Source organism: Legionella saoudiensis, from assembly GCF_001465875.1.
In the GTDB taxonomy this organism is placed as follows: domain Bacteria; phylum Pseudomonadota; class Gammaproteobacteria; order Legionellales; family Legionellaceae; genus Legionella; species Legionella saoudiensis.
In genome coordinates this window covers 31,274-54,097 of the sequence record NZ_LN901321.1, presented here as the reverse complement: position 1 = coordinate 54,097, position 22,824 = coordinate 31,274, and the positions used below count along the sequence as shown (strand labels likewise).

Below are 22,824 nucleotides of genomic sequence, written 5' to 3'. Positions count from 1 at the left end.
TGCAAACGACACCTACGGATATGTTAAATAACATAGGAAAACATGATGCACGATTCATCTGCCTCTAATCCGCTAAAAATCCTCCTCATCGAAGACTCAGTCGGCGATACCATGATTATTAGCAGGGTATTACAGCAGGCTATGCCCCAAGCTCATATATTGGAACGAGCAGCGACAATTGGTGAAGCACTAAAGATTGTATCCGAACAAGAGTTTGATGTTGCATTGTTAGATCGTACGTTACCTGACTCTTATGGGTTTAATGGATTGCATAGTATCCAAAATATGTCACCCAAACTGCCTATCATTTTTTTAACCGGCTACAAAGACGAACGCTTAGCTCTCGAAGCCATTAAGCAGGGAGCTCAAGATTATTTATTTAAAGATCAATTGGATGCTGATTTGATAAAACGTGCGATCCAATATGCGGTATTAAGAAAACAATTCGAAGACGTACTTATTATTCGAGCCAATTTCGATATGCTAACTGGCCTTGCCAATCGTATGCTTTTTGAAAATCGCCTGGAAATTGCGCTGGCAAAAATGCGACAACTGGGAGGCATCATTAGTGTGCTCTTGCTTGATCTGGATAAATTCAAGCAAGTAAATGATACCTATGGGCACATTGCTGGAGATAAACTACTAAAAGAAGTAAGCTCTCGCTTAAGGCAATCGTTGCGCTCCTATGACGTGGTGGCACGTTTTGGCGGAGACGAGTTTGCAATCCTACTCGAAAACCTCTCGGAGCCTCATCAAAGTGAAATTGTCGCACAAAAAATTGCTACTTTGATGGATGCGCCTTTTAATTTATCGGGAAATGAACTCCCCATAACCCTTAGTATTGGTATTGTTAACTGCCATAATAATCGTTATATCAGCAGTGAGTCTGTCTTATTACAAGCGGATGCGGCGATGTATGAAGCGAAATCGCTCCCAGGGACTTCTTATCGAGTTTTTGGTGGAAATTAAGCAGGAACGTAGTGGCGGAGCAACCCAGAAGTTCAAAAGCACGGTCCCTGTGGTTGTTTTACTGGTAAACCATGAGGACATTTAAAAAAAATACACCATTCTAAACACTTACGAACATAGCACAGCTCAAAAAAAGTAGGTATATTAACGTGAGTTCACTTTAAAAGAGATAAAGCGATGGGGCGCGTTATTGGATTTGCAGCCAGCTTAGTTATCGTATGGATAGTAGGTTATTTTCTTATCGTCGGTAGCAGCATCTTGATACCTGTTGTTTTAGCCATTTTCATTTGGCACATTCTCAATACCATCCGAGGTATTATCCAACGCACTCCTAAGATTGGCGTTCTACTTCCAAATTGGTTAAGTATGATTTTAGCCTTTGGTGTTGCTGGAATTTTTATTAGCATCTTCGTGAATATTATTTCTAATAATGTCAGTAACGTTGTTTTTGCATCTGGACGTTATCAAGAGCATTTATTGTCTATCATTGATGGTATTGATACGCGTTATCACATTGAGGTATTAACCAATGTAAATAACATCATAAAGACCATTAATATTCAAACTATGCTTCTAAAAATCTCTGGTGTGTTTACTACACTAGCAAGCTCTACCGTACTCATCGCCTTATACGTTGCTTTTTTATTTGTAGAGCAACACTACTTTCTAAGAAAGATCGATGCGCTAATTCCCTCACTGGAAAACCAACAATTAGTGAATAATATCTTGACCCACATTGTTAATGACACCCAAATTTACTTAGGCTTAAAATCGATTTTAAGTATTGCTACGGCAATAGCAAGTTGGTTCATTATGAAATGGGTGGGGGTTGATTTCGCAGAATTTTGGGCCCTACTTATTTTCTTTCTCAACTTTATTCCTAATATCGGTGCAATTATTGCCATTTTTTTCCCAGCGACATTAGCTCTAGTTCAGTTTGCCGACTGGCTTCATTTTCTAGAAATCATTATCGGTCTTGGCTCCATACAATTTCTTGTCGGGAACATAATTGAGCCTCGTTTTCTTGGTAACTCATTGAATTTAAGCCCCCTAGCCATTTTACTCTCATTAACAGTTTGGGGCACTATCTGGGGTGTTCTCGGAATGTTTCTTTCCGTACCTATTACGGTGATGATGATGATCATATTTGCCCATTTCGAAGCCACTCGACCTATAGCAATTTTATTGTCTCAAGATGGTGATATTTTTAAATCTTATGAGACAATTTCTGGCGAAAGAATACCAGAAAAGAATTGGCTACAGTATTAATTAAGGGATTTTTGTAATGAATAGATTGTATGTTGACCCCGACATTGAAAAAGCATCCACCCTGCCGGCTCATTTCTATACTTCTGCAGACTGGTACGAACAAGCAAAAGAAAAAATATTCACCACGACCTGGCAATTTTGTTTAAGTACTGAAGACTTACAATTAGATGCCAAACTAGTCCCCTTTACCCTGCTTCCAGGGCTTTTGGATGAGCCTTTATTATTTGCACGTGACCATGATGATAAAATCCACTGTCTAAGTAATGTTTGCACACATCGAGGCAATATCCTCATTGAAGCACCCTGCACTGCGGAAAAAATTAAATGCGCTTATCATGGACGCCGATTTAGTTTACGCGGGGAGTTTTTGCATATGCCTGAATTTGAAAAAGCCTGCAATTTTCCATCAGCCAAAGATAATTTACCGCAAATCCCCTATGGCGAATTATCTCCTTTTCTTTTTGCTTCATTAACTCCTAAAATACCATTCAATGATGTATTTAGGGAAATAGAGGAGCGTCTTTACTGGTTACCAATGGAAAAAATGCGTTTAGATAGCAATCGCTCTCGAGATTATCTAGTCAAAGCACATTGGGCTTTGTACTGTGAAAATTATCTTGAAGCGCTACATATACCCTTTGTACACCATTCATTAAGAAAAGTCATCGACTGTACAACCTATACCACTGAATTATATCCCTACTGTAATTTGCAACTGGCTTTAGCAAGTCCAGGAGAAGAAAGCTTTGATATACCGAAAGACTCACCTGACTATGGCAAACAAGTCGCGGCCTATTACTATTGGATATTCCCCAATACGATGCTCAACTTCTACCCCTGGGGATGCTCTGTTAACATTGTCAAACCGCTAGGACCTGAGCTAACTAAAGTTTCATTTTTGACGTATGTGCTGAATGCGGAAAAATTAGGCAAAGGAGCAGGAGGAGATCTGGATAAGGTCGAGCGAGAAGATGAGGCCGTTGTGGAGTCAGTACAAAAAGGGATCCGTTCACGTTTTTACAATACTGGACGTTTCTCCCCCACTAAAGAACAAGGAACACATCATTTCCAACGTCTACTGTGTGAGTTTCTTAATGACTAAAAATGATGAGGGATCGTTCTCCTCTCAAGATACAAGGATTGATAATGCAGGAATTAACTCCAGAACCCACCTTACAGCGGCAATTTAGCGCTCGTGTTTTAGTCATGATTACCTTGGGGGGCTCAATTGGCACAGGTATTTTTTTAGCCAGCGGTAATGCCCTAGCCTTAGCAGGCCCTGGAGGCACCCTGCTCGCCTACTGTACCATGGCCATTATGGTTTATTTTTTGATGACAGGCCTAGGTGAAATGGCTGCACTAATGCCTACTACAGGCTCCTTTTATGTTTATGCCTCCGAATTTTGCGACCCATCTCTCGGCTATGCTTTGGGATGGAACTATTGGTATAGCTATGCCATTTATATTGCCTCAGAAATTTCCGCAGCAGCTTTGATTATGCGTTATTGGTTTCCCGATAGTTCTCCCTTAATTTGGTGCTCTATTTTTTCCTTTTTAATTATTGGGTTTAATGCCATCTCCACCAAGACTTTTGGTGAAGTAGAGTACTGGTTATCGTTTATTAAAATTACCGTAGTAGTACTCTTTATTGTCACTGGCTTTTTTTTAGTGACCGGCATTGCTGGCCAGCAAACTGGAGGTTTCCACAACTGGAATATTGGCGATGGCCCTTTCCATGGAGGTTGGGGCGGAATAATCGGAGCTTTTGTGGTGGCTGGATTTTCATTTCAGGGCACAGAGCTCATTGGTATCGCGGCAGGAGAAAGTAGTGAGCCCCGAAAAAATATCCCGAAAGCCATTAAGATGGTTTTCTGGCGAATTTTAATATTCTATATCTTATCCATTTTCATTATTAGCTTATTACTACCCTATAATGCACCACAACTTGCCACTGAGGATGTGATAACCAGCCCCTTTACCTTAGTGCTCAAACAATATCATGAAACTTTTGCGGCAAGTATCGTCAACGCTGTTATCCTCATTGCCATTATTTCTACTGCCAATACGGGCATGTATATAAGTAGCAGAATGATGTGGTATCTAGCCAAAGAAGGCCATATGCCACGAATTTTTTCTACCGTAAACCATCGAGGCATACCTATTTATGCTTTAGCATTAACCAGTAGCGTGGCCATTTTAGCCTTTTTATCCTCAATCTTTGGCAATGGTACTGTTTATTTTTGGCTACTTAATGCCACCAGTCTCTCCGGATTCATTGCCTGGATGGGAATTGCTGTTAGTCATTATCGTTTTCGCAAAGCCTATATACGCCAGGGCAAAGACCTATCAAAACTTCCCTATGTCGCAAAAGCCTATCCTTTTGGGCCTATCTGTGCCTTTGTCTTATGTACGATTGTTATCGGAGGACAAAACTATTCAGCACTTATAGCAAATCCGATTGACTGGTATGGTTTACTGATTTCATACCTATGCATTCCCTTATTTATATGCATTTGGTTGGGGCATAAGTGGATAAATAAAACTAAGGCTATCCCATTGATGGATTGTAAATTTACTTCTGAATAGCCACAATGTGAGTTGCAGCAATTTTATTTCTTGTTGTTTTAAATTTATACTAAATAGATAAGAACAACTTTTTGGATGTTGTATCGTGATTATTCATAGTGAGTTCAAGCCTGCTTGGTGGCTAACAAACAAACATGGTCAAACATTGTATCGTACCCTGACTAACCGTTTACAGGCACCCATTGATTTCAATGAGCGTATTGAGTTACCCGATGGAGATTTTATTGATCTGGCCTGGGCAATTAATGGACTCAGCTCCGAGTCTCCGCTGGTAATCTTACTTTATGGTTTAGGTGGCAGTGTTAACTCCGCCTATGTAGCCGGCCTCCTGGCTGCATTTAATAAATTCGGTTATCGAGGAATGCTCATGCATTTTCGTGGAGCCAGCGGCGAACCCAATCGTCTGCCTCGTGCCTATCACGGAGGAGATACCGCAGATTTATCCTATGTTCTTGAGCTGTTAAAAACCAGGGAACCTAAAACCCCAAAAGCAGCAGTTGGAATTTCCCTTGGAGGCAATGTGCTGCTGAAATGGCTTGGTGAGTCAGGCTCAGAGGCACTAATTGATGCAGCCGTTGCCGTATCCGTCCCTTTTCAGTTGCATGATGTAGTAAGCCATATTAATAAAGGATTCGCCCGAGTATATCAAGCCAACTTATTACAACGCTTGCGCGCGGTATTTTTGCAAAAACTGGATATTGTAAACTGCCAATTGCCTATCACTGAGGAGCGCTTACTTAGCCTAAAAACGCTTTATGATTTTGATCAACAAATCACTGCCCCTTTACATGGATTCGCCAGCGTAGAAGACTATTATCAAAAAGCGAGCTCTCGGCAATATCTCAACGGCATCACCGTACCCACCTTAATTATTCATGCCTTAGATGATCCCTTTATGACTCCTGCAACGATTCCTGGCGTTAGCGAGCTTTCTGAAAATGTAATATTGGAGTTAAGTCAACATGGCGGGCATGTAGGTTTTATTACGGGCAAAAATAAACATCAATCTAAGTGTTGGTTAGAACAACGTATTAATTACTTTTTTAATGGATTATTGGCTAAAAGGAAAACAAATTAATAGCATGTACGAAAGGAGGCACAATTATGCCCAATAAGCTACTTCACAACTCATTCTGCACGCAATTAGGTATAAAATGGCCGCTTATCCAAGCCCCTATGGGCGGAGGCCCAACCACTCCAGCACTAGTTGCTGCCGTCTCAAATGCTGGCGGTTTAGGTTCTTTGGGAGTGGCTTATTTATCTCCTCAAAGCATTGAACAAACAATTAAAGAAACACAAAAACTCACCCAACGTCCGTTTGGCGTTAATCTATTTGCTCCAGCAAACATGCCTAATTTAAGCCAAGAAGCGATTGATGCAGCGTGCAAGGCCACCCAAGCTTATCGGCAAGAACTTGGCCTCATTGCACCCACGATAAAAGCACCTTTCAGCGAAAATTTTGAAGAGCAATTCGCAAGCGTTTTGCGCTGCCGACCTGCCGTATTAAGCTATACCTTTGGCCTCATAAAAAAAGAACTGTTGCAAGAATGCCACCGACAAAAAATCTTTACTATGGGCACTGCAACCACTTTAGAAGAGGGGTTAATTCTCCAAGAATATGGAGTAGATGCCGTAATTGCCCAAGGTGCAGAAGCCGGTGGACATCGTGGCACCTTTACTCCAGAGCAACATGATTCATTAATAGGGACCTTTGCCTTAACCCGCATTTTATCGCAGACCTTAGAAATCCCGGTAGTCTCAAGCGGCGGTATTATGGATGGGCGCGGCATTGTTGCTGCACTCCTCTTGGGGGCTCAAGCAGTACAGCTAGGCACCGCCTTTTTATTATGTGATGAAGCTGGAACAACTGCTGCTTATCGAGATGCATTAAAGAATGCCCACCAGGGAACCCAACTTACCCGCGTTTTTTCCGGCCGCTGGGCACGAGGAATACCAAATCGTTTTATGCAAGAAATGGAGCAGTCACCCATTTTACCCTTCCCTGCACAAAATGCGTTTACACGTGATATACGAAAAAAAGCAGCCGAATTAGGCAAAGCAGAATTTTTATCCTTATGGGCAGGCCAAGGTGTCAATTTAATCCGCAGTATGAATGCGAGCCAATTAGTTGATACTTTGTACCAAGAAACCCTGGATGCGTTAGCCCAATTAACGTAGCGATAGGCTGGGCCTGTTAAGCCCAGCATGAAACGCCGCACCGCTATATTTGTAAGAAACCGACTGCAAGCAATCAGACTCCTAATTATTATTCTTTAAAACGAACCGCCTCCTCTGAGCCTCCCGTAACATTCCCCGCGATATAAGAATGAGCTCCTGTCCCAGCAAGCTGCCCCTTATCAACAATCAGGTACACATCACGAATAGGCCGCTGGGCTAACCAACACTCCAATATCTCTCGTGTTCCTGCCGCATAACGTGCTTGAGCCGATAATGACGTACCGGAGATATGGGGTGTCATGCCATGATGTGGCATTGTGCGCCAGGGATGATCTTTCGGTGCAGGCTGAGGAAACCAAACATCTCCTGCATAACCAGCAAGCTGCCCGCTTTCACAAGCTCGGACCACTGCATCACGGTTACAAATTTTGCCACGGGCCGTATTAATCAAATAAGCACCCCGTTTCATTTGGCTAATTAAGCGCTCATCAAACATATTTTCTGTGTCGGGAGTCAATGGGCAATGGATGGAAACCACATCACACACTTTCACCAGCGATTGCACATCCTCATGGAAAACAAGTCCTAACTCTTTTTCCACATGTTCTGGCAGGCGATGGCGATCCGTGTAATGTAACGCCACATCAAAGGGTTTTAAACGCTTCATTACTGCAACTGCAATACGTCCACCTGCCACAGTGCCCACCGTCATGCCTTCCAGATCATAAGAGCGAGCAACGCAATCAGCAATATTCCATCCCTTATTTACTACCCATTGGTAAGACGGAATGTAATTGCGTACTAAAGATAAAATCATCATCACCACATGCTCCGCCACACTGATGCTATTGGAGTAGGTTACTTCAGCAACGGTAATGTTATGCTCCATTGCCGCTTGCAAATCGACGTGATCAGAACCAATACCAGCCGTAATGACTAATTTCAACTTCTTCGCTTTAGCCATACGCTCAGCCGTCAAATAAGCAGGCCAAAATGGCTGTGAAATTACCACATCGGCATCCACCAACTCCCGCTCAAAAACTGAGTCAGGACCATCTTTATCGGAGGTAACAATAAATTGATGCCCTTGTGCTTCTAAAAAGTGATGTAAGCCTAATCCACCAGAAACGGAACCTAATAATACCCCAGGCTTAAAATCCGAATGCTGTGGTGTTGGTAAGCTTTGACCATCAGGATAACTCGCTATAGAAGGTAAATCATCACGCGCATAAGAGGTAGGATAACCAGTAATGGGATCATCATAAAGAACACAAAGAATTTTAGCCATACATTCTTCCTTAAATAAAATGGTTAAATACAACTAGGTTCGGGGGGTTAGAATCGCATAAAATCTTTCGACAAATCAACTAAGTTTTGACTTACCATTTCCAATAAATGTCAGGTATTTTTCAAGGTGACTGAACAAGCAATGATTAGTTCTTTTTTTAACCTCATTGATGTATAATGCAACCTTTTCCCCCTTGATACACAGAGAACCTTAATGCACCTAAATATCCATGAAAAATACCAACTCTTAGTTGCTATTATAAAAACTGCGACTGAGGCAGCAAAACACGATGATAAACTTGAGCTTACACGTCTGGAAGAGCTTAAAAAACTTATTGATATTACCTTAGTAACCAACGAGCTAAAGGCTATAAATCTTAATAGTAAAGTCAAAGGCTCATCCGAAGAATCACTAAAAACAATCTATGCTCAAGTAAAAAAAGAATTAATTGCTCTATTTAGCAAATCAAATACAAAATTTGATTTTGAAAAGCTTTTTAAACCCAGTGAGAAAACATTTAAAAAAATAAAGGAACACAAGGGTACAGAATTTTCCTTCGCGGATATTGTAGTTCATGTACAAACGCAATTAATGGAGGCACTTAATTTCCCAAGTACTTACGATGCAAGCTCTTCGGCCTTAAAAACCAAAGCTTCCAAAGAAGTACAACATAGCCGCCGTCGCTCTAACACCGAGTCATCAGTTCCGCAAATAGCTGCGTTGAGCTCATTACTAAAAGAGGAAAAGCCAAACTCCACCAGTAGCGCTCAATTAAGAGGCGAATATAGTCAACAGCGCTCAAGAAATCTTAGCTTTTACAAAGTGCCTTCGCTTAACTCCGCTGCGGCATCTTCTTCAAATGCCAAGCTATCTCCGCGTGCACCGCAAGTTTTAGCGGAGGACAGCCTGGAAACTTATTTCGAGGAGTTATTTGACAGTAATAGGGAAAAGGCTGCTCAATTTGTAATTGCCTTAGCAACGCGTGAATACTCCTGGGGAATTCCTGCCCTCAATGCTGCTAGCAATAAATACCATCTAGACATTACCAAGACCTTGTTTGAAAACTTAAGTGAATCGGAATTAATTTTTGTATTTGCTGAATTATTTAAGCTAGAACATCAACAAAGTTGGTGTCGGGGCAATCAACTTATTTACACCTTACTCCAACATTATTTAGCGCATCCTAGTTTTAATGAGTATAAAAAATTGATTTGGGATACCGTTTTTACGTTAAAACAACCGCTCGATAAAATTAATATTAAACAACGCTCCTCCTTAATGTTTAAGCCTGAGAGTTTTTCTGCAGAGCAAGGAGATATTGAAGTGCTGCAAAAAGCTTTTGCCTCAGTAGTGAAGCAAATACTTAATCCACAAAACTTCCCTCCATTAATGCAAGAAATAATAAAATGCGCGTACCGTGATTTGGTAAATCGAAATGATATAACAGGCAATCATGATTCGTTGATGCGCACTCTTATGGTGTTCATCGTATTGCGCTTTATCAATCCTATTATTCTTACCGAAGCAAAGCAGCATTTAACATTGGAGAATTTAAATTCTATTGGTGTGTTTAACCTAAAATCAGAAGGTGAAGATCGCTGCAATGAGAAACTGATTAACTTACAAACCTGGTATGTTCACACACTTATTTCAGCAATCCAAGCGATTACCGCCCCGTTAATACAGACCAATGGAAAAGAGCCAGCACCAGGTTCCTCCTGGGTTGAGCAACAACTTGATAAGCAGTCATTGGCCTCAGCGATGTTTAATAGTGTCTCCCATGATGAATCGTTCCGAATGGAACTCTATGGAGCAATCGAAGAAAATTTACAATTGCCACAAATAAGCTCGGTAACCCCTACCCATAATGACAGCAAAATAGCTCCTCTTGATGCTTCTGTGGCCATACAGCAATTAAGTGAATTATTGATGACTGAAGAGTTCTCAGGATTACAACGTCGACGCAATGGCAACGTAATAACGCCACGCAAAGAAGGAAAAGCAAGTGTTTTCTCTATTTTTGCCACAGAACCGACAACTCCCAGAGACGATTCAAGTACACCAATCAGCTCACCTCGACAATCCAATGTCTAGGTAATCAAGGTTTTTAATCTGTATTTTGGCCTTTTAAGCAGGTTACTTTGAGAGGATGCTTATGAATTGTAGGCTGGGCTTGCCAGCTCAGCCTATGACGCCATTAAGTAAAGGTTCAGGCCTGACCATCACATGGAGCTAAGGTATATGTGATCAGCAAAAGATCGTTCGCGCAGCAAATCTTACGATAACACTTCCGAAAGCTTCTTCATGACCTCGTCCACCGAAATTAACTGCATACTTTCTTCACCATGCACATGCTGTCCCCATACATCCTCAATGGAGGCACTACCTAAAATTTTTTCGGCGGCTTCAGGGTAGCGATTCACCACCAAATGCTGAAAAAGATAAGGGCCGGAAATAAGCGGGTTAGTTACTGCATGCAAAGCAATAACCGGTGTATTTACCGCAGTAGACATATGCGATGGGCCGGTATCAGGACAAAGAACAGCGGTTGCTTTACTAATCAATGCCAATAATTGCTTAGGCTTTGTTTTCCCAGTTAAATTAATGGCGGGAATTTCTTGAAGAATCTGTTCAGCTAATTGTTTATCAAAATCCCCTGGTCCGCCAGTGATAACCACTTGAACCTGCCATTTTGCCTGGGCCTGGCGCAATACCTCAATATACCGGGCCACAGGCCAACTACGCTCTGGCTTACTCGCGGCGGGGTTAATTACCAAAATAGGCCTATTTTTTGGTAATTGTTGCTCTGCCCATTCATAATCAGCGGGAGTAATAGGTAAATCCCAACGAATTACTCTTTCTTTAATACCCAAAGCTTCCGCAAACTTTAAAAAACCATCCAAAGTATGCTCAAAACCTGGAGTAATACGCTCATTAACAAACCAACCATGCGCATCGTTAGCCCGATGATCATCATAACCAATTTTACGTTTTGCCTTAATAAAAGGATACAAAAAATTGGTACGCAAGCTAGCTTGTGGAGCTAACAGCACATCAAAAACGCGACCACTCATTTGTTTTTTAAAACGCCAATAATCCACTAAACGATGAGGCTTATCGATTACAATAAACTCAACACCATCCATCCCCTCTACTAAGTCAAAAGCAGGTCGAGAAATAATCCAGGTCAATTGGGCGTGCGGTAAACTGGCTTGTAATGTCCTAATGAGCGGAACCGCCATTAGGACATCACCTAAAGCAGATAATCGAACAATACAAATAGAATCAATCATTCTGTAATACAAATCGCGAACCGCAGTAAGGGCAAACTTCCACACCAGTTTTATCTATAGGTAGATAAACTTTAGGATGCGCATTCCACAACACCATATCATCTGTAGGACAGCTTAAAGGCAATTGATCACGGTGTACCACATAATTTTTTTTTGTACTTGCTGGTTCTAGCTTTTCTTTTAACATTGTGTTCCTCAATTAGAAAATACCCCTATCGATGAGTAAGAGGTAAGAATCAAGTGCAATGCACCCCGAAACATTTAGCGATTATCTAATATTTCCCTAATTTTCGCTATAACCTCATCAGCAAAAGCTGCATTTTGTGGATCATAACGCGCTCCCTCTTCCCAATGTCGCAACCAGGTTAACTGCCGCTTAGCTAATTGCCGTGTAGCTGCGATACCCTTTTCACGCATCATAGGGTAATCATCATTACCTTGCAAATAGTCCATTACTTGACGATAGCCTACACAACGCATTGAAGGCATACTGGTTGTTAAACTCCACTTCTGCAGTAGGCGTTGGACTTCCTCCACAAAACCTTGCGCCAACATTTGCTCAAAACGCCAAGCAATTCGCTCGTGCAACCAAGGCCGATGTTCTGGAAACAAAATAAAATTGGCAAAGATATAAGCGGATTCTTCTTTTTGCTGTTGGTCGAGAAAATCAGATAAGCACGTCCCGGTTAAATGATAAACCTCCAAAGCACGCTGAATCCTTTGTGTATCATTTGCATGAATGCGTAATGCTGCTTTAGGATCGATTTGCGCTAGCCGTTGATGCATCATAGCCCAGCCGTGCTTAGCCGCCTCCGCTTCGAGTTGCTGGCGCAGCTCTGGGTTAGCTTCTGGTAAGGCCGATAAGCCCCGTTGTAAGGCATTAAAATACATCATGGTCCCACCGACCAATAAAGGGATCTTGCCTTTTTGGAGAATCTCATCCGCTAAAGATGTTGCATCCGCACAAAACTGAGCGGCCGAATAGCTTTCCGTAGGGTTAATAATATCAAGCAAATGGTGAGGTGCTGCCTGCAATTCCTCCGCGCTAGGCTTGGCAGTACCAATATCCATGTCGCGATAAATCATAGCGGAATCAACGCTAATAATTTCAAACGGGAACTGCTTGACTAATTCGATTGCTAAAGCGGTTTTCCCTGAAGCAGTTGGCCCCATTAAACAAAAAATCAATTTAGACATGTAACAAACTCTGACAATGTTCAATTGTTAAGGCCTTAAAGAGCCCTGCTTTTTTATCCTTCCCTCCATGAAGCTTAACAAATATCCGATCTAATTCTATTTTTTCTTCCCGACTTAATAATCGTGGATCAAAAACTTGTGACTGACACATTAACTCGATGAGCTGTTCCAAATTCCATCCATCTAAGCTAACTACAGCGTCTAGAAATAAACGCAAATCCAAATAAGGAACACTGATAGGAATCGTGCGAACCAGCACCTCATGCGTTGCTGAAAGCTCACAACGAATGCCTAATTGCTCAAGGCTATGGTTTAAGTCGACCATCTTAAGTGCCCGTTCAGGCTCTAAGACATAGCGAATAGGAACCAACAAAGGACGACTCGCCCAAGGTAAAGTCTGTTGTGCTAAACGCTCTTGCACTGCATGCTGATGCAACGCAAAGAGATTAATCAGGTAGGGTTTATGCTGTACAAAACTAAGGATATACTGATTATTTAAAATAATCCAAGATACATCTGTCTCTACACGGGTGCGTTCTCTACTGAGTAAGTCCAGTTGCGGATAAGGTTCACAAATCTCTTTTGCCAATGGCGCGGAGATTGTATAGCTTGGCTTATAATTTTTTTCTGCCTCAGGTTCAACCCGCGCCGATTGCAATGCCGCAGCCAACTGTGAGGTAAAAAAGTCATGCACTAGGCGTGGTTGTTGAAAGCGTACTTCGTGCTTGGTTGGGTGTACATTAACATCCACTTCGATATGGTCAATAGAAAAATATAATACGCAGGCAGGGAAGCGACCAGGATACAATAAATCATCATATGCCTGTTTTATCGCATGGGTAATTAACTTATCTTTGACCATGCGTTGATTAATGTAAACCCATTGACGATCATTTTGACTACGCTGAAATCCAGTACCACTAATCCAGCCGTAAAGTCGCATAGCGCCACGTTCCACGTCTAAGTAAATAGCATTTTTCATAAACGTGCTGCCCATAATGCGCGTCATGCGGGTTAACCGAGTTTGCTCATTGGTTGCCGCGGGCAGAGTTAAAACCTGCTTTCCATTATGCTTTAAGATTAGAGCGATGCCTGGGGCACTTAAGGCAAAGCGTTTCACCACTATTTCAATAGCTTGAAACTCTAATTTCTCCCCCTTTAAAAATCGTTTACGTACCGGTGCATTAAAAAACAAGTCCACTACATCAATGGTCGTTCCTTGGCTGCGTGCACATGGAGTAATCGTCACATCCGTCCCTTGAACACGTAACGCCATTGCCGTATCTTGTGCTGCCGGTTTAGAGCTAATCGTGACTTTAGCTACAGAAGCAATACTGGCTAATGCTTCACCGCGAAAGCCCATGCTCTCAATAGCATATAAATCATCTAGCGTATTAATTTTACTGGTAGCATGAGCCGCAATCGCTAAAGGTAAATCCTCCGCAACGATGCCTACCCCATTATCACTGATTTTAATTTGATTCAAACCGCCATAGCCAATCTCTATGGTGATTGCATCTGCGCCTGCATCTAAAGAATTTTCCAGTAACTCTTTAACTACAGATGCGGGGCGCTCAATTACTTCCCCTGCGGCAATTTGGTTGGCGATTAATGGCGGTAATTGATGTATTCTCATGCCCATGCCGCTGGAATCACTAATTTTTGTCCTGGTTTTAAGCGTGTTATTCCGCGTAAATGATTTGCTGCCTGCAATGCATTCACCGTCACGCGATAACGAGCAGCAATTGCGGGTAAGGTTTCTCCCGCACGCACCAAATGGAACTTGTTTGCAACCATGGCTTCAATTCGCGAACCATGCGGGGGATTTTCCCAGAAATAACCTTTTATTCCTTGGAAAATTGCTTGGCTTAAACGCAACTGATAGGCTGGGCTTGTCAGATTTTGCTCCTCTCTGGGGTTAGAGATAAATCCTGTTTCTACCAAAATCGACGGGATATCGGGTGACTTAAGCACTACAAAACGGGCTTGCTCCACCCGTGAATTATGTAACTTAGCAAAACCGCCCAACTGATTTAACACCCGTTTACCCATCTCTAAACCAGCATTAATGGTTGCCGTTTGCGATAAATCGATTAATACGGAGCGCACAATGCCATTTTGATCGTCTAATTCGCCTAAATTCACGCCGCCCAACTCAGAATAGTTTTCCTTTTCTGCCAACCAATGGGCAGCCTCACTGGTCGCTCCCCTTTGTGATAGAGCAAATACGGAAGCACCATTAGAATGGGGATTATGGAAAGCATCCGCGTGAATGGCGACAAAAATGTCACCGTTATATTTGCGGGCAATGTCTAAACGCTCTCTAAGCCCCACGTAATAATCACCGGAGCGCGTTAAGACGGCATGCATTCCAGGTTGTTGATCGATAAGGCGTTTTAATTTAAGGGTAATAGCCAAAACCACATCCTTCTCTTTAGATGCATGCGGGCCTCGTGCTCCTGAGTCTTTACCGCCATGCCCCGCATCCAACACCACAATGACGTTACGCAACGCTTTTGCAGGAGCAGCACTGACCTTCACTGGGGCTTGATGCGCTAAAATAGATTTTATAGGCGGTGCTGTCGTTTTTAAGGAGACAGGAGCTCTAACTGGAGTAGGCGCAGGGACTGTTCCAGCGGCCCCAACCCCAGCGATCGGTTCATGCGTGTACATTAAATCAACACGCACACCATACGTACCTCCAGGAGGCTGCCAGGGCGCAGAGCGGACCTGTACCTTTTGGCTCACATCCAAAACCAATCTTAAGGTTCTAGAGTCAGCATTACCCGTACGCATATGGCGAATAAGCGCATTCGTTAAACTGGGATGATTTAAATTAGTTGCTAATTGCGTGTCTTTTAAATCCACGACCACTCGGTATGGTTGAGATAAGACAAAAAGCTTATGCATGAACGGCCCATTAAGCGTAAAAAAAAGAGACGTTTGATTTTTTTGTTGTTTTAAAGCAATAGCCTTGAGCTGAGCACTGAAGGCATCTACTGAGCTAAAAAGCAGCACGAGCAATAAGGACCAAGAACGTAAGATCATAATTCCCCTGAGAGGCAAGCTAAAACTCTTTGGCCAGCATCACTGAATGCAGCGATTTGCACTTCACGTCCAACCCCTTTAATACTTAACTTAAAACGAATATCCATTTTAGGCAATGCCCTTCCTGCTTTTTCAGCCCATTCAATACAGCAAATACTCTCTTTTGTAAAATAATCGCGAAACCCCAAATACTCTAACTCTTCCTCATGATGAATACGATACAAATCAAAATGATGAATTACTCCATTCTGATAAGAGTAACTTTCGACAAGCGAAAAAGTTGGGCTCTTAATCGCAGACTGCACGCCTAAACGGCGTAACATCGCTCGAACAATCGTTGTTTTTCCGGTCCCTAAGTCACCACTAAAAGTAAGAATAAGCGGAGAACTTAGGCAAGAAGCCAATTGGGTCGCGAACTGCTCACTGGCTTGTTCGTCAGGTAAGTCTAAAATAAACACTTTATTTAATTCATTCACAGTAGTTTAATACATAAGGTAAAACGTCAAACAAATCGCTCGCTAATAATCCAACACCTCCTTGCGCATAAGCCACTTTGTCTCCTGCAAGTGCATGAGCATATACTCCGCAACGAGCCGCCTCTGATAATGACAAACCTTGGGCACAAAGGCCAGCAATAATGCCACTTAAAACATCCCCCATACCCGCACTCGCCATCGCCGGGTTGCCTTTAGGGCAAACAAAGGTTTTTTGTTCCGGGGCTTGGATGATTGAACCAGCTCCTTTTAATACGACCACTCCCCCATATTGCTTTTGAATGTTTGCGGCAGCCTGATAGCGATCCTGTTGCACTTGAGCTGTAGAGCAAGAAAGCAATGCTGCGGCTTCACCAGGGTGTGGGGTTAAAATCCAATTATCATCTAATTGCGGATGTTCTGCCAAGAGCCTTAAGGCCGAAGCATCTATTACCATGGGTAATTGCGATGTGATCGCCGCTAAAAATAAGCTAACTGCCCAATCACTATCTCCTAAACCCGGACCAATGACACAAACACTCGCTCTGGCGAGCAAAGGTTGGAGTTCTGATGCAGAACTAATCCCCCAAACCATCGCCTCAGGAATCAACGCTAATGCTCCTTTCGCATGTTCAGGAATGGTTGCAATACTTACAGAGCCTGCACCTGTACGCATGGCAGCCTTAGCAGCCAAACTAATTGCCCCAGGCATACCTGGCCCGCCCCCAATTACTAATACATGCCCATAATCACCTTTATGAGAATTTTTTTTGCGTGGCATTAACGGCAGGCCAATATTTGTCGGCCCCAATAAACTCGCTGCAAGCGGCTGCTTGACTAAACAAGCTTCCAATTGTATGGGGCAGCAGTAAATATCGCCGCAATAATCAGGAGCATCGGCAGTATATAAACCCGCTTTTAGGGCGATAAAAGTTAATGTGGTTGCAGCCTTAACGCAAAGATTCTCGACACAACCTGTATTCGCATTAAGCCCTGAGGGAATATCTAAAGAAACCACCGGTATGCCACTGTCATTAATTTGGTTAATGGCAGAAGCAATTAACCCATGAACTGGGCCTTGCAAGCCGATGCCTAACAAGGCATCAACAATGAGTTCAACTTCACTATCAAGAGGCTCATCAACAGGTTGACACTCGACGCCCGCATCAATAGCCATTAAAGCCGCATATTGTGCCGCGTGAGGTAAATCAGCTAAAGCCTTAGCCTGGTAAATGGTCACTGTTAATCCGTATTCATGAGCCAAGCGGGCTACCACATAACCATCACCCGCATTATTACCTGAACCACAAAATACTGCGAGATGTTTCACCTGAGGATAGAGCTTTTGAATATAGGCGAACGCTTCTGCACCTGCTCGAGCCATTAATTCATTTTCATCTAGGTGATATAAAGATGTTGCTTGCTGTTCGCAAGCTCTAATGTGTTCACAACGATAAAGGGCATTTTCTGGTTTAATCACCTGTTTGCTCCAATAACGATCGGGCTGTTACCAGACCCTGGTTTGAACTGAATGTTATTACCTATCATCCTGAGAAGTTTACAACAAAGGACCTCCTGAATAGCACCATAGTATCAATGATTTATTCAGGAGATCCTTCACTTCGTGCAGGCGACGAGCCTTACATTACTTAACTAATTTTAACGACGGCTTACTTTTAGCCATAGTTGCAGCGGCATCAGCTCCAGCAGTTGCTGGTGGAGGCGAAGATGGTGGCTCTTCTTCAAGCTCAAACGCAATACCGCGACCATTTTCTTTGGCATAGATTTCTAATACCGCACTAGGAGGAACAAAAATTTGCTCAGTTTTCCCAGAAAAACGCGCAGTAAAGACGATGCGATCGTTTTCTAATAAGAGCCCGCGAGTGGCTGCAGGAGATATATTTAACACGATCCGTGCCTCAACAATGTGCTCATGAGGAACCTGTACACCCGCATAGGCGGTATTAACCAATACGTAAGGTGTTAATCCGTTGTCTACAATCCAATCGTAAAAAGCACGAATTAAATAAGGTTTGTTTGATGTCATAGTCATGTTTATGCCGCTCTTAATTGTCGCTCAGCATCAGTTAAGCTAACTTGAAACGACTCCCGTTTAAACAAGCGCTGCATGTATGCAATTAATCCTTTATGCTCAGGCCCAATATCAATACCTAAACGAGGCAAACGCCATAATAAAGGAGCTAAAGCACAATCCAGCAACGAAAATTCATCACTTAAGAAGTAAGGCTTGTCGGCAAAAACAGGATCTAAACTGGTTAAGCTTTCAAATAAGTTTGCTCTTGCTTCTTCTACATTAGTATCTCTTAAAATTTGGTTCATTAAGTAATACCAATCATGTTCAATTCGATGCATCATTTTACGTGTTTCTGCGCGTGCAACAGGATATACTGGCAATAATGGCGGATGAGGAAAACGCTCATCTAAATATTCCATAATAATGCGTGGTTCATACAGCACAAGTTCTCTATCAATCAGAGTTGGCACTGTTCCGTAAGGGTTCAGAGCTAAAAGATCAGCGCTGGGTTCATTTTGCTTGGCAGGTAGAATTTCGACATTCACTCCTTTTTCTGCCAAAACGATACGAACCTGATGGCTGTACACATCATCAATATCAGAAAATAAAGACATTATAGTGCGCTTTGCAACAATTGCCATGAGCAACTCCTATCATTTCATGAAAAACGGTAAGGCACCTAGGGGTAATAATTCTGTGGAAAACTACTGAGCTATTGCTCAAATCCCTACCCTACAGTACAAACGTAACATTTTACCATATTTTTAATCTTTTGGGTTACTTTGTTATCTAAACTACGATGTTTTTTGCCAATACACGCGTTTTAAAGCGAAAACAACCAGTAAAAACACCAGCAGGAACGCCAATACAATGCCACCTAACCGATGCCGAATCGCTTGTGTAGGCTCACCTACATAAATGAGAAAGCTCACTAAGTCTTGCAAAAGACTATCGAGTTGGGCCGCAGATAACTCCCCTTCCTTAACCAAGGATAAATGAGGCGCCTGTTCTTTAGTTCCAGGCACTAAGGTCATTTCACCAATTAAGGGCTCCAAAATATTCGGCATGGCAACCCCAGGTACCATTAAATTGTTTACCCCAAAAGGCCTGGAGTTATCAGTATAAAAACTTTTTAAGTACGAGAATAACCAATTGGCGCCCTTTTCTCTAGTAACTAAAGATAAATCAGGAGGTACTACCCCAAACCATTGTTTGGCATCTTCTGGCGGTAAGGCAATACGAATGGGATCATTCACGGTTGCATCAGTAAAAATAAGATTATTTTTAAGTAAATCTTCATCAATACGCCCATCAAAACCTATAAGGCCTAAGCCTTCTGCCATATGGTTGTAACGCAAATATTTTAATGAATGACAGCCTGAACAATAATTCATATACAGCTTGGCTCCACGCTGCAAGCTGGGCTTATTATCCATTGCCCAAGATTGAGCCCCCAATATTGGGAGCAACAAGCATCCCAATACTCCTCCTGCTAGAAGTGCTCTTTGCTTTCGCATATTAGCCTCCTATCCGCAGCGGAACTGGACGCGTGACTTCCCAGCGTGTGTAGAATGGCATCAAAATAAAGTATGAAAAATAAAGGACCGCACAAATACGGGATATGAGTAAGCGCAAAGGATTTACAGGAATAGTGCCTAAATACCCCAAAATTAAAAATGCCATAACTCCGAGGCATAACATGATGCGTGAAAAACGACCTTTATAACGCATAGAGCGCACGGGGCTACGGTCTAACCAAGGCAAAAAGAAAAAGATGGCAACAGCAGCTCCCATGCCTATAATTCCCAAAAGTTTATCAGGAATAGCGCGTAAAATGGCATAGAATGGGGACATATACCACATGGGCGCAATATGATCCGGTGTTACCATAGGATTGGCAGGAGCAAAATTACTATGCTCTAAAAAGTACCCTCCCATTTCTGGGGCAAAAAATACCACCGCAAAAAAGAACAGTAAAAAAAGCAAAACGCCAAGAAAATCTTTAACAACATAATAGGGATGGAACGGAATGCCATCAACAGGATTTCCTTTCGAATCTAAATTATTTTTTATGTCTATGCCTTCGGGATTATTGGAGCCAACCTGATGTAAAGCAACAATATGTAAAAAAACCAGAAATAGAAAAAGTAATGGTATGCCAACAATATGCAACGCAAAAAAGCGCTGAAGTGTTGCGTTAGTCACCGAATAATCGCCTCTTAACCAGATTTCAAGACTGTCCCCGATATAGGGTATACCACCTACCAATGAAGTAATTACCTCTGCTCCCCAATAAGACATTTGCCCCCAAGGCAGCAAGTAGCCTAAAAAAGCCGCAGCTAAAAGTAAAACATACAATAACATACCCAAGAGCCATACTAATTCGCGTGGTCGTTGATAGGAGCCATAAAGCAAGCCGCGAAATAAATGTAAATAAATTACAATAAAAAACGCGGAAGCCCCTGTCGAGTGCATATAACGCAGCAGCCAACCGTAATTGACATCGCGCATGATGTACTCCACTGAAGCAAAAGCCTGCTCTGAGTTGGGCGTGTAAAACATTGTGAGCCATAAACCAGTAATAAACTGGTTCGCTAAAACAACCAAGGCAATAGAACCAAAAAAGTAGAAGAAATTTAAATTTTTGGGCACATAATAGGCGCTAAAGTATTGTTTCCAGGTACTTATCAATGGGAAGCGTACATCCAACCATTTAAATAATCTGTTCATTCATTTTCTCTAAAGTAGCTACATTTTACTATTTTCGCCAATTACCAGGGTATGCTTATCAATAAAATAATAAGGTGGCACTTCCATATTTATCGGTGCCGGTACATTTTTAAAAACTCGACCGGCAAGGTCAAAAGTAGAGCCATGACAGGGGCAAAAGAAGCCTCCAGGCCAATCAGGACCCAACTCGCCAAGTGTTGGTTTGTATTTTGGCGAACAGCCAAGATGGGTGCAAATGCCAATTAATACAAGATACTCCGGATTAAGTGAACGATGTGGATTTTGTGCATAAGCTGGTTGTTGAGCGGTGAGGGATTGAGGATCTCTTAATTGTCCGGTATTTTCATTAAGCTTGTGTAGCATTTCTTGTGTACGACGAATAATCCATACTGGCTTACCACGCCATTCAACAACTGCTTGCTCACCAGGTTCCATTTTGCTTAAATCAACGTGAATGGGAGCGCCTTCAGCTTGGGCTTTGGCACTTGGCAACCAAGATGAGACGAGAGGCGTCAACGCGCATAAAGCGCCAATACCGCCTAGAACACAGGTAGTGCCCAGTAAAAAGCGGCGTCTGCCTTCATCTATAGAATCTTCTACTTTTTGATTTGGATCGGTAACTTCACTCATTATGAGAGCACCTCAGAATGATATTAGGGTATCCGGGCAGTTTAACTCAGTAGTCCGGGCTTTACAGCCCAACCAATAAAAAACCCCGCAACAGCGGGGTTTTTGGTGTCCAATAAACGATTAACGTTTGGAGTACTGAGTAGCACGACGTGCTTTGTGTAGACCCACTTTCTTTCTTTCAACACGACGTGAATCACGTGTTAACAAGCCGCGAGCACGAAGCTTTCTACGGAATGAATCGGGATTTGGTTCTGCATCTTCCGCTAAACCATGCTCATCATAATTAACTAAGGCTCTCGCGATACCTAAACGAACGGCACCAGCTTGACCAGAAACACCACCACCAACAACAGTAATGTAGATGTCGAACTTGTTAACTAAATCAACAGTTTCTAGTGGCTGCATCACAACCATGCAAGAAGTTTCACGGCAGAAATATTCTTTCAAAGTGCGACCATTAACTTTGATCTCACCTTTACCAGGACGCAAAAACACACGAGCTGTTGAACTTTTTCTACGGCCAGTGCCATAGTATTGCTTCATTTCAGCCATAATACTTATTCCTCAATATCAAGTTGCTTGGGTTGTTGTGCTGTATGTGGATGCTCGTTGCCAACGTATACTTTAAGTTTACGATACATCTCACGACCCAAAGGATTTTTTGGTAACATGCCTTTTACAGCTAATTCGATAATTCGAACAGGGTTTCTAGCCTGTAGTTTTTCAAAACTATCTGATTTAATACCACCTGGGTGACCTGTGTGACGGTAATACATTTTGTCTTTGAATTTGCGACCGGTCACAGTAACTTTCTCTGCATTTGTGACGATAATGTAGTCACCAGTATCAACATGGGGGGTATACTCAGCTTTATGTTTTCCGCGTAAACGACGGGCAATCTCAGTAGCTAAGCGACCTAAAACTTTATCGCTGGCATCAACCACGAACCAGTCACGTTTGACTTCATGGCTTTTGGCACTAAATGTCTTCATTAAATGAACTCCGAACTGCCTAAATTAGTAATCTTCTATCATGGACGGGCGATTTTAACCAAAACAGAAACATCCTACAAGTAAAAAGGATAAAAATTTACAAACAAATAAATAAATCCGCGTAAATATAACAAAT

Annotated in this window: 22 protein-coding genes; 7 read left to right on the top strand and 15 right to left on the bottom strand. The window is 42.3% G+C overall.

Annotated elements, in window-relative coordinates; genetic code table 11:
- Positions 1-42: 42 nt before the first annotated feature.
- From BN3124_RS02660 to BN3124_RS02635, 6 genes are all read left to right on the top strand, one after another.
- Positions 43-969 carry a diguanylate cyclase response regulator gene (locus BN3124_RS02660; RefSeq protein ID WP_078061457.1) on the top strand — a complete coding sequence of 309 codons (927 nt, stop codon included), beginning with the start codon at positions 43-45 and terminating at the stop codon, positions 967-969.
- Positions 970-1,146: 177 nt separating this feature from the next.
- Entirely contained in the window at positions 1,147-2,238 is a 1,092-nt protein-coding gene (locus BN3124_RS02655) for an AI-2E family transporter (RefSeq protein WP_058533328.1), read from the top strand.
- 16 nt (positions 2,239-2,254) lie between these two features.
- Entirely contained in the window at positions 2,255-3,340 is a 1,086-nt protein-coding gene (locus tag BN3124_RS02650) for an SRPBCC family protein (RefSeq protein WP_058533327.1), read from the top strand.
- Positions 3,341-3,384: 44 nt separating this feature from the next.
- Positions 3,385-4,824, top strand: a complete 1,440-nt coding sequence (locus tag BN3124_RS02645) for an amino acid permease (protein WP_058533326.1) — start codon at positions 3,385-3,387, stop codon at positions 4,822-4,824.
- 85 nt (positions 4,825-4,909) lie between these two features.
- Positions 4,910-5,902 carry a hydrolase gene (locus BN3124_RS02640; protein WP_058533325.1) on the top strand — a complete coding sequence of 331 codons (993 nt, stop codon included), beginning with the start codon at positions 4,910-4,912 and terminating at the stop codon, positions 5,900-5,902.
- Between the two features lie 26 nt (positions 5,903-5,928).
- Complete coding sequence (locus BN3124_RS02635; protein WP_058533324.1) at positions 5,929-7,002, top strand: NAD(P)H-dependent flavin oxidoreductase; 1,074 nt, start codon at positions 5,929-5,931, stop codon at positions 7,000-7,002.
- Between the two features lie 88 nt (positions 7,003-7,090).
- On the opposite strand, the gene BN3124_RS02630 is transcribed toward BN3124_RS02635, so the two are convergent.
- On the bottom strand, positions 7,091-8,290 hold the full coding sequence (locus BN3124_RS02630; protein ID WP_058533323.1) for an NAD-dependent formate dehydrogenase: 1,200 nt from the start codon (positions 8,288-8,290) through the stop codon (positions 7,091-7,093).
- 213 nt (positions 8,291-8,503) lie between these two features.
- Between BN3124_RS02630 and BN3124_RS02625 the strand changes: the two genes are divergently transcribed.
- Complete coding sequence (locus BN3124_RS02625) at positions 8,504-10,384, top strand: RasGAP domain-containing protein (RefSeq protein ID WP_058533322.1); 1,881 nt, start codon at positions 8,504-8,506, stop codon at positions 10,382-10,384.
- 182 nt (positions 10,385-10,566) lie between these two features.
- On the opposite strand, the gene BN3124_RS02620 is transcribed toward BN3124_RS02625, so the two are convergent.
- The 14 genes from BN3124_RS02620 to rplM form a co-directional block, all read right to left on the bottom strand.
- Positions 10,567-11,583, bottom strand: coding sequence for a glycosyltransferase family 9 protein (locus tag BN3124_RS02620; RefSeq protein WP_058533321.1), 1,017 nt, complete (start codon positions 11,581-11,583; stop codon positions 10,567-10,569).
- On the bottom strand, positions 11,576-11,770 hold the full coding sequence (locus tag BN3124_RS02615; RefSeq protein ID WP_058533320.1) for a zinc-finger domain-containing protein: 195 nt from the start codon (positions 11,768-11,770) through the stop codon (positions 11,576-11,578). The genes BN3124_RS02620 and BN3124_RS02615 overlap by 8 nt, the downstream gene beginning before the upstream one ends.
- A 74-nt stretch (positions 11,771-11,844) precedes the next feature.
- Positions 11,845-12,780, bottom strand: a complete 936-nt coding sequence (gene miaA, locus BN3124_RS02610) for a tRNA (adenosine(37)-N6)-dimethylallyltransferase MiaA (RefSeq protein ID WP_058533319.1) — start codon at positions 12,778-12,780, stop codon at positions 11,845-11,847.
- Positions 12,773-14,422: a DNA mismatch repair endonuclease MutL gene (gene mutL / locus BN3124_RS02605; protein ID WP_058533318.1), complete on the bottom strand. Its 1,650-nt coding sequence runs from the start codon at positions 14,420-14,422 to the stop codon at positions 12,773-12,775. Before mutL ends, miaA begins: the two co-directional genes overlap by 8 nt.
- Entirely contained in the window at positions 14,413-15,828 is a 1,416-nt protein-coding gene (locus BN3124_RS02600; RefSeq protein WP_058533317.1) for an N-acetylmuramoyl-L-alanine amidase family protein, read from the bottom strand. The genes mutL and BN3124_RS02600 overlap by 10 nt, the downstream gene beginning before the upstream one ends.
- A complete protein-coding gene (gene tsaE, locus BN3124_RS02595; protein ID WP_058533316.1) occupies positions 15,825-16,304 on the bottom strand; it encodes a tRNA (adenosine(37)-N6)-threonylcarbamoyltransferase complex ATPase subunit type 1 TsaE in 480 nt (159 codons plus the stop codon). The genes BN3124_RS02600 and tsaE overlap by 4 nt, the downstream gene beginning before the upstream one ends.
- Positions 16,297-17,781, bottom strand: coding sequence for a bifunctional ADP-dependent NAD(P)H-hydrate dehydratase/NAD(P)H-hydrate epimerase (locus BN3124_RS02590; RefSeq protein WP_058533315.1), 1,485 nt, complete (start codon positions 17,779-17,781; stop codon positions 16,297-16,299). The genes tsaE and BN3124_RS02590 overlap by 8 nt, the downstream gene beginning before the upstream one ends.
- A 165-nt stretch (positions 17,782-17,946) precedes the next feature.
- Positions 17,947-18,354: a ClpXP protease specificity-enhancing factor gene (locus BN3124_RS02585; RefSeq protein WP_058533314.1), complete on the bottom strand. Its 408-nt coding sequence runs from the start codon at positions 18,352-18,354 to the stop codon at positions 17,947-17,949.
- Between the two features lie 2 nt (positions 18,355-18,356).
- On the bottom strand, positions 18,357-18,977 hold the full coding sequence (locus BN3124_RS02580; protein WP_058533313.1) for a glutathione S-transferase N-terminal domain-containing protein: 621 nt from the start codon (positions 18,975-18,977) through the stop codon (positions 18,357-18,359).
- 153 nt (positions 18,978-19,130) lie between these two features.
- The gene (locus BN3124_RS02575; protein ID WP_058533312.1) at positions 19,131-19,853 is read right to left on the bottom strand and encodes a cytochrome c1; all 723 of its coding nucleotides are present in this window, start codon (positions 19,851-19,853) and stop codon (positions 19,131-19,133) included.
- Between the two features lies 1 nt (position 19,854).
- The gene (locus BN3124_RS02570; RefSeq protein ID WP_058533311.1) at positions 19,855-21,066 is read right to left on the bottom strand and encodes a cytochrome b; all 1,212 of its coding nucleotides are present in this window, start codon (positions 21,064-21,066) and stop codon (positions 19,855-19,857) included.
- Positions 21,067-21,084: 18 nt separating this feature from the next.
- Positions 21,085-21,696 carry a ubiquinol-cytochrome c reductase iron-sulfur subunit gene (petA, locus tag BN3124_RS02565; protein ID WP_058533310.1) on the bottom strand — a complete coding sequence of 204 codons (612 nt, stop codon included), beginning with the start codon at positions 21,694-21,696 and terminating at the stop codon, positions 21,085-21,087.
- A 120-nt stretch (positions 21,697-21,816) separates the two neighbouring features.
- A complete protein-coding gene (gene rpsI, locus BN3124_RS02560; protein WP_058533309.1) occupies positions 21,817-22,248 on the bottom strand; it encodes a 30S ribosomal protein S9 in 432 nt (143 codons plus the stop codon).
- Positions 22,249-22,253: 5 nt separating this feature from the next.
- Entirely contained in the window at positions 22,254-22,688 is a 435-nt protein-coding gene (gene rplM, locus BN3124_RS02555; RefSeq protein WP_058533308.1) for a 50S ribosomal protein L13, read from the bottom strand.
- Positions 22,689-22,824 lie beyond the last annotated feature (136 nt).

What these genes read in the sequence shown, in the direction of transcription:
- BN3124_RS02630 (WP_058533323.1), bottom strand. Translation starts at nt 8,290, where the DNA reads ATGGCTAAAATTCTTTGTGTTCTTTATGATGATCCCATTACTGGTTAT.
- BN3124_RS02650 (WP_058533327.1), top strand. Translation starts at nt 2,255, where the DNA reads ATGAATAGATTGTATGTTGACCCCGACATTGAAAAAGCATCCACCCTG.
- BN3124_RS02660 (WP_078061457.1), top strand. Translation starts at nt 43, where the DNA reads ATGATGCACGATTCATCTGCCTCTAATCCGCTAAAAATCCTCCTCATC.
- rpsI (WP_058533309.1), bottom strand. Translation starts at nt 22,248, where the DNA reads ATGGCTGAAATGAAGCAATACTATGGCACTGGCCGTAGAAAAAGTTCA.
- BN3124_RS02570 (WP_058533311.1), bottom strand. Translation starts at nt 21,066, where the DNA reads ATGAACAGATTATTTAAATGGTTGGATGTACGCTTCCCATTGATAAGT.
- BN3124_RS02575 (WP_058533312.1), bottom strand. Translation starts at nt 19,853, where the DNA reads ATGCGAAAGCAAAGAGCACTTCTAGCAGGAGGAGTATTGGGATGCTTG.
- BN3124_RS02600 (WP_058533317.1), bottom strand. Translation starts at nt 15,828, where the DNA reads ATGATCTTACGTTCTTGGTCCTTATTGCTCGTGCTGCTTTTTAGCTCA.
- miaA (WP_058533319.1), bottom strand. Translation starts at nt 12,780, where the DNA reads ATGTCTAAATTGATTTTTTGTTTAATGGGGCCAACTGCTTCAGGGAAA.
- mutL (WP_058533318.1), bottom strand. Translation starts at nt 14,422, where the DNA reads ATGGGCATGAGAATACATCAATTACCGCCATTAATCGCCAACCAAATT.
- BN3124_RS02615 (WP_058533320.1), bottom strand. Translation starts at nt 11,770, where the DNA reads ATGTTAAAAGAAAAGCTAGAACCAGCAAGTACAAAAAAAAATTATGTG.
- rplM (WP_058533308.1), bottom strand. Translation starts at nt 22,688, where the DNA reads ATGAAGACATTTAGTGCCAAAAGCCATGAAGTCAAACGTGACTGGTTC.
- BN3124_RS02625 (WP_058533322.1), top strand. Translation starts at nt 8,504, where the DNA reads ATGCACCTAAATATCCATGAAAAATACCAACTCTTAGTTGCTATTATA.
- BN3124_RS02645 (WP_058533326.1), top strand. Translation starts at nt 3,385, where the DNA reads ATGCAGGAATTAACTCCAGAACCCACCTTACAGCGGCAATTTAGCGCT.
- BN3124_RS02635 (WP_058533324.1), top strand. Translation starts at nt 5,929, where the DNA reads ATGCCCAATAAGCTACTTCACAACTCATTCTGCACGCAATTAGGTATA.
- BN3124_RS02585 (WP_058533314.1), bottom strand. Translation starts at nt 18,354, where the DNA reads ATGACTATGACATCAAACAAACCTTATTTAATTCGTGCTTTTTACGAT.
- BN3124_RS02620 (WP_058533321.1), bottom strand. Translation starts at nt 11,583, where the DNA reads ATGATTGATTCTATTTGTATTGTTCGATTATCTGCTTTAGGTGATGTC.
- petA (WP_058533310.1), bottom strand. Translation starts at nt 21,696, where the DNA reads ATGAGTGAAGTTACCGATCCAAATCAAAAAGTAGAAGATTCTATAGAT.
- BN3124_RS02580 (WP_058533313.1), bottom strand. Translation starts at nt 18,977, where the DNA reads ATGGCAATTGTTGCAAAGCGCACTATAATGTCTTTATTTTCTGATATT.
- BN3124_RS02655 (WP_058533328.1), top strand. Translation starts at nt 1,147, where the DNA reads ATGGGGCGCGTTATTGGATTTGCAGCCAGCTTAGTTATCGTATGGATA.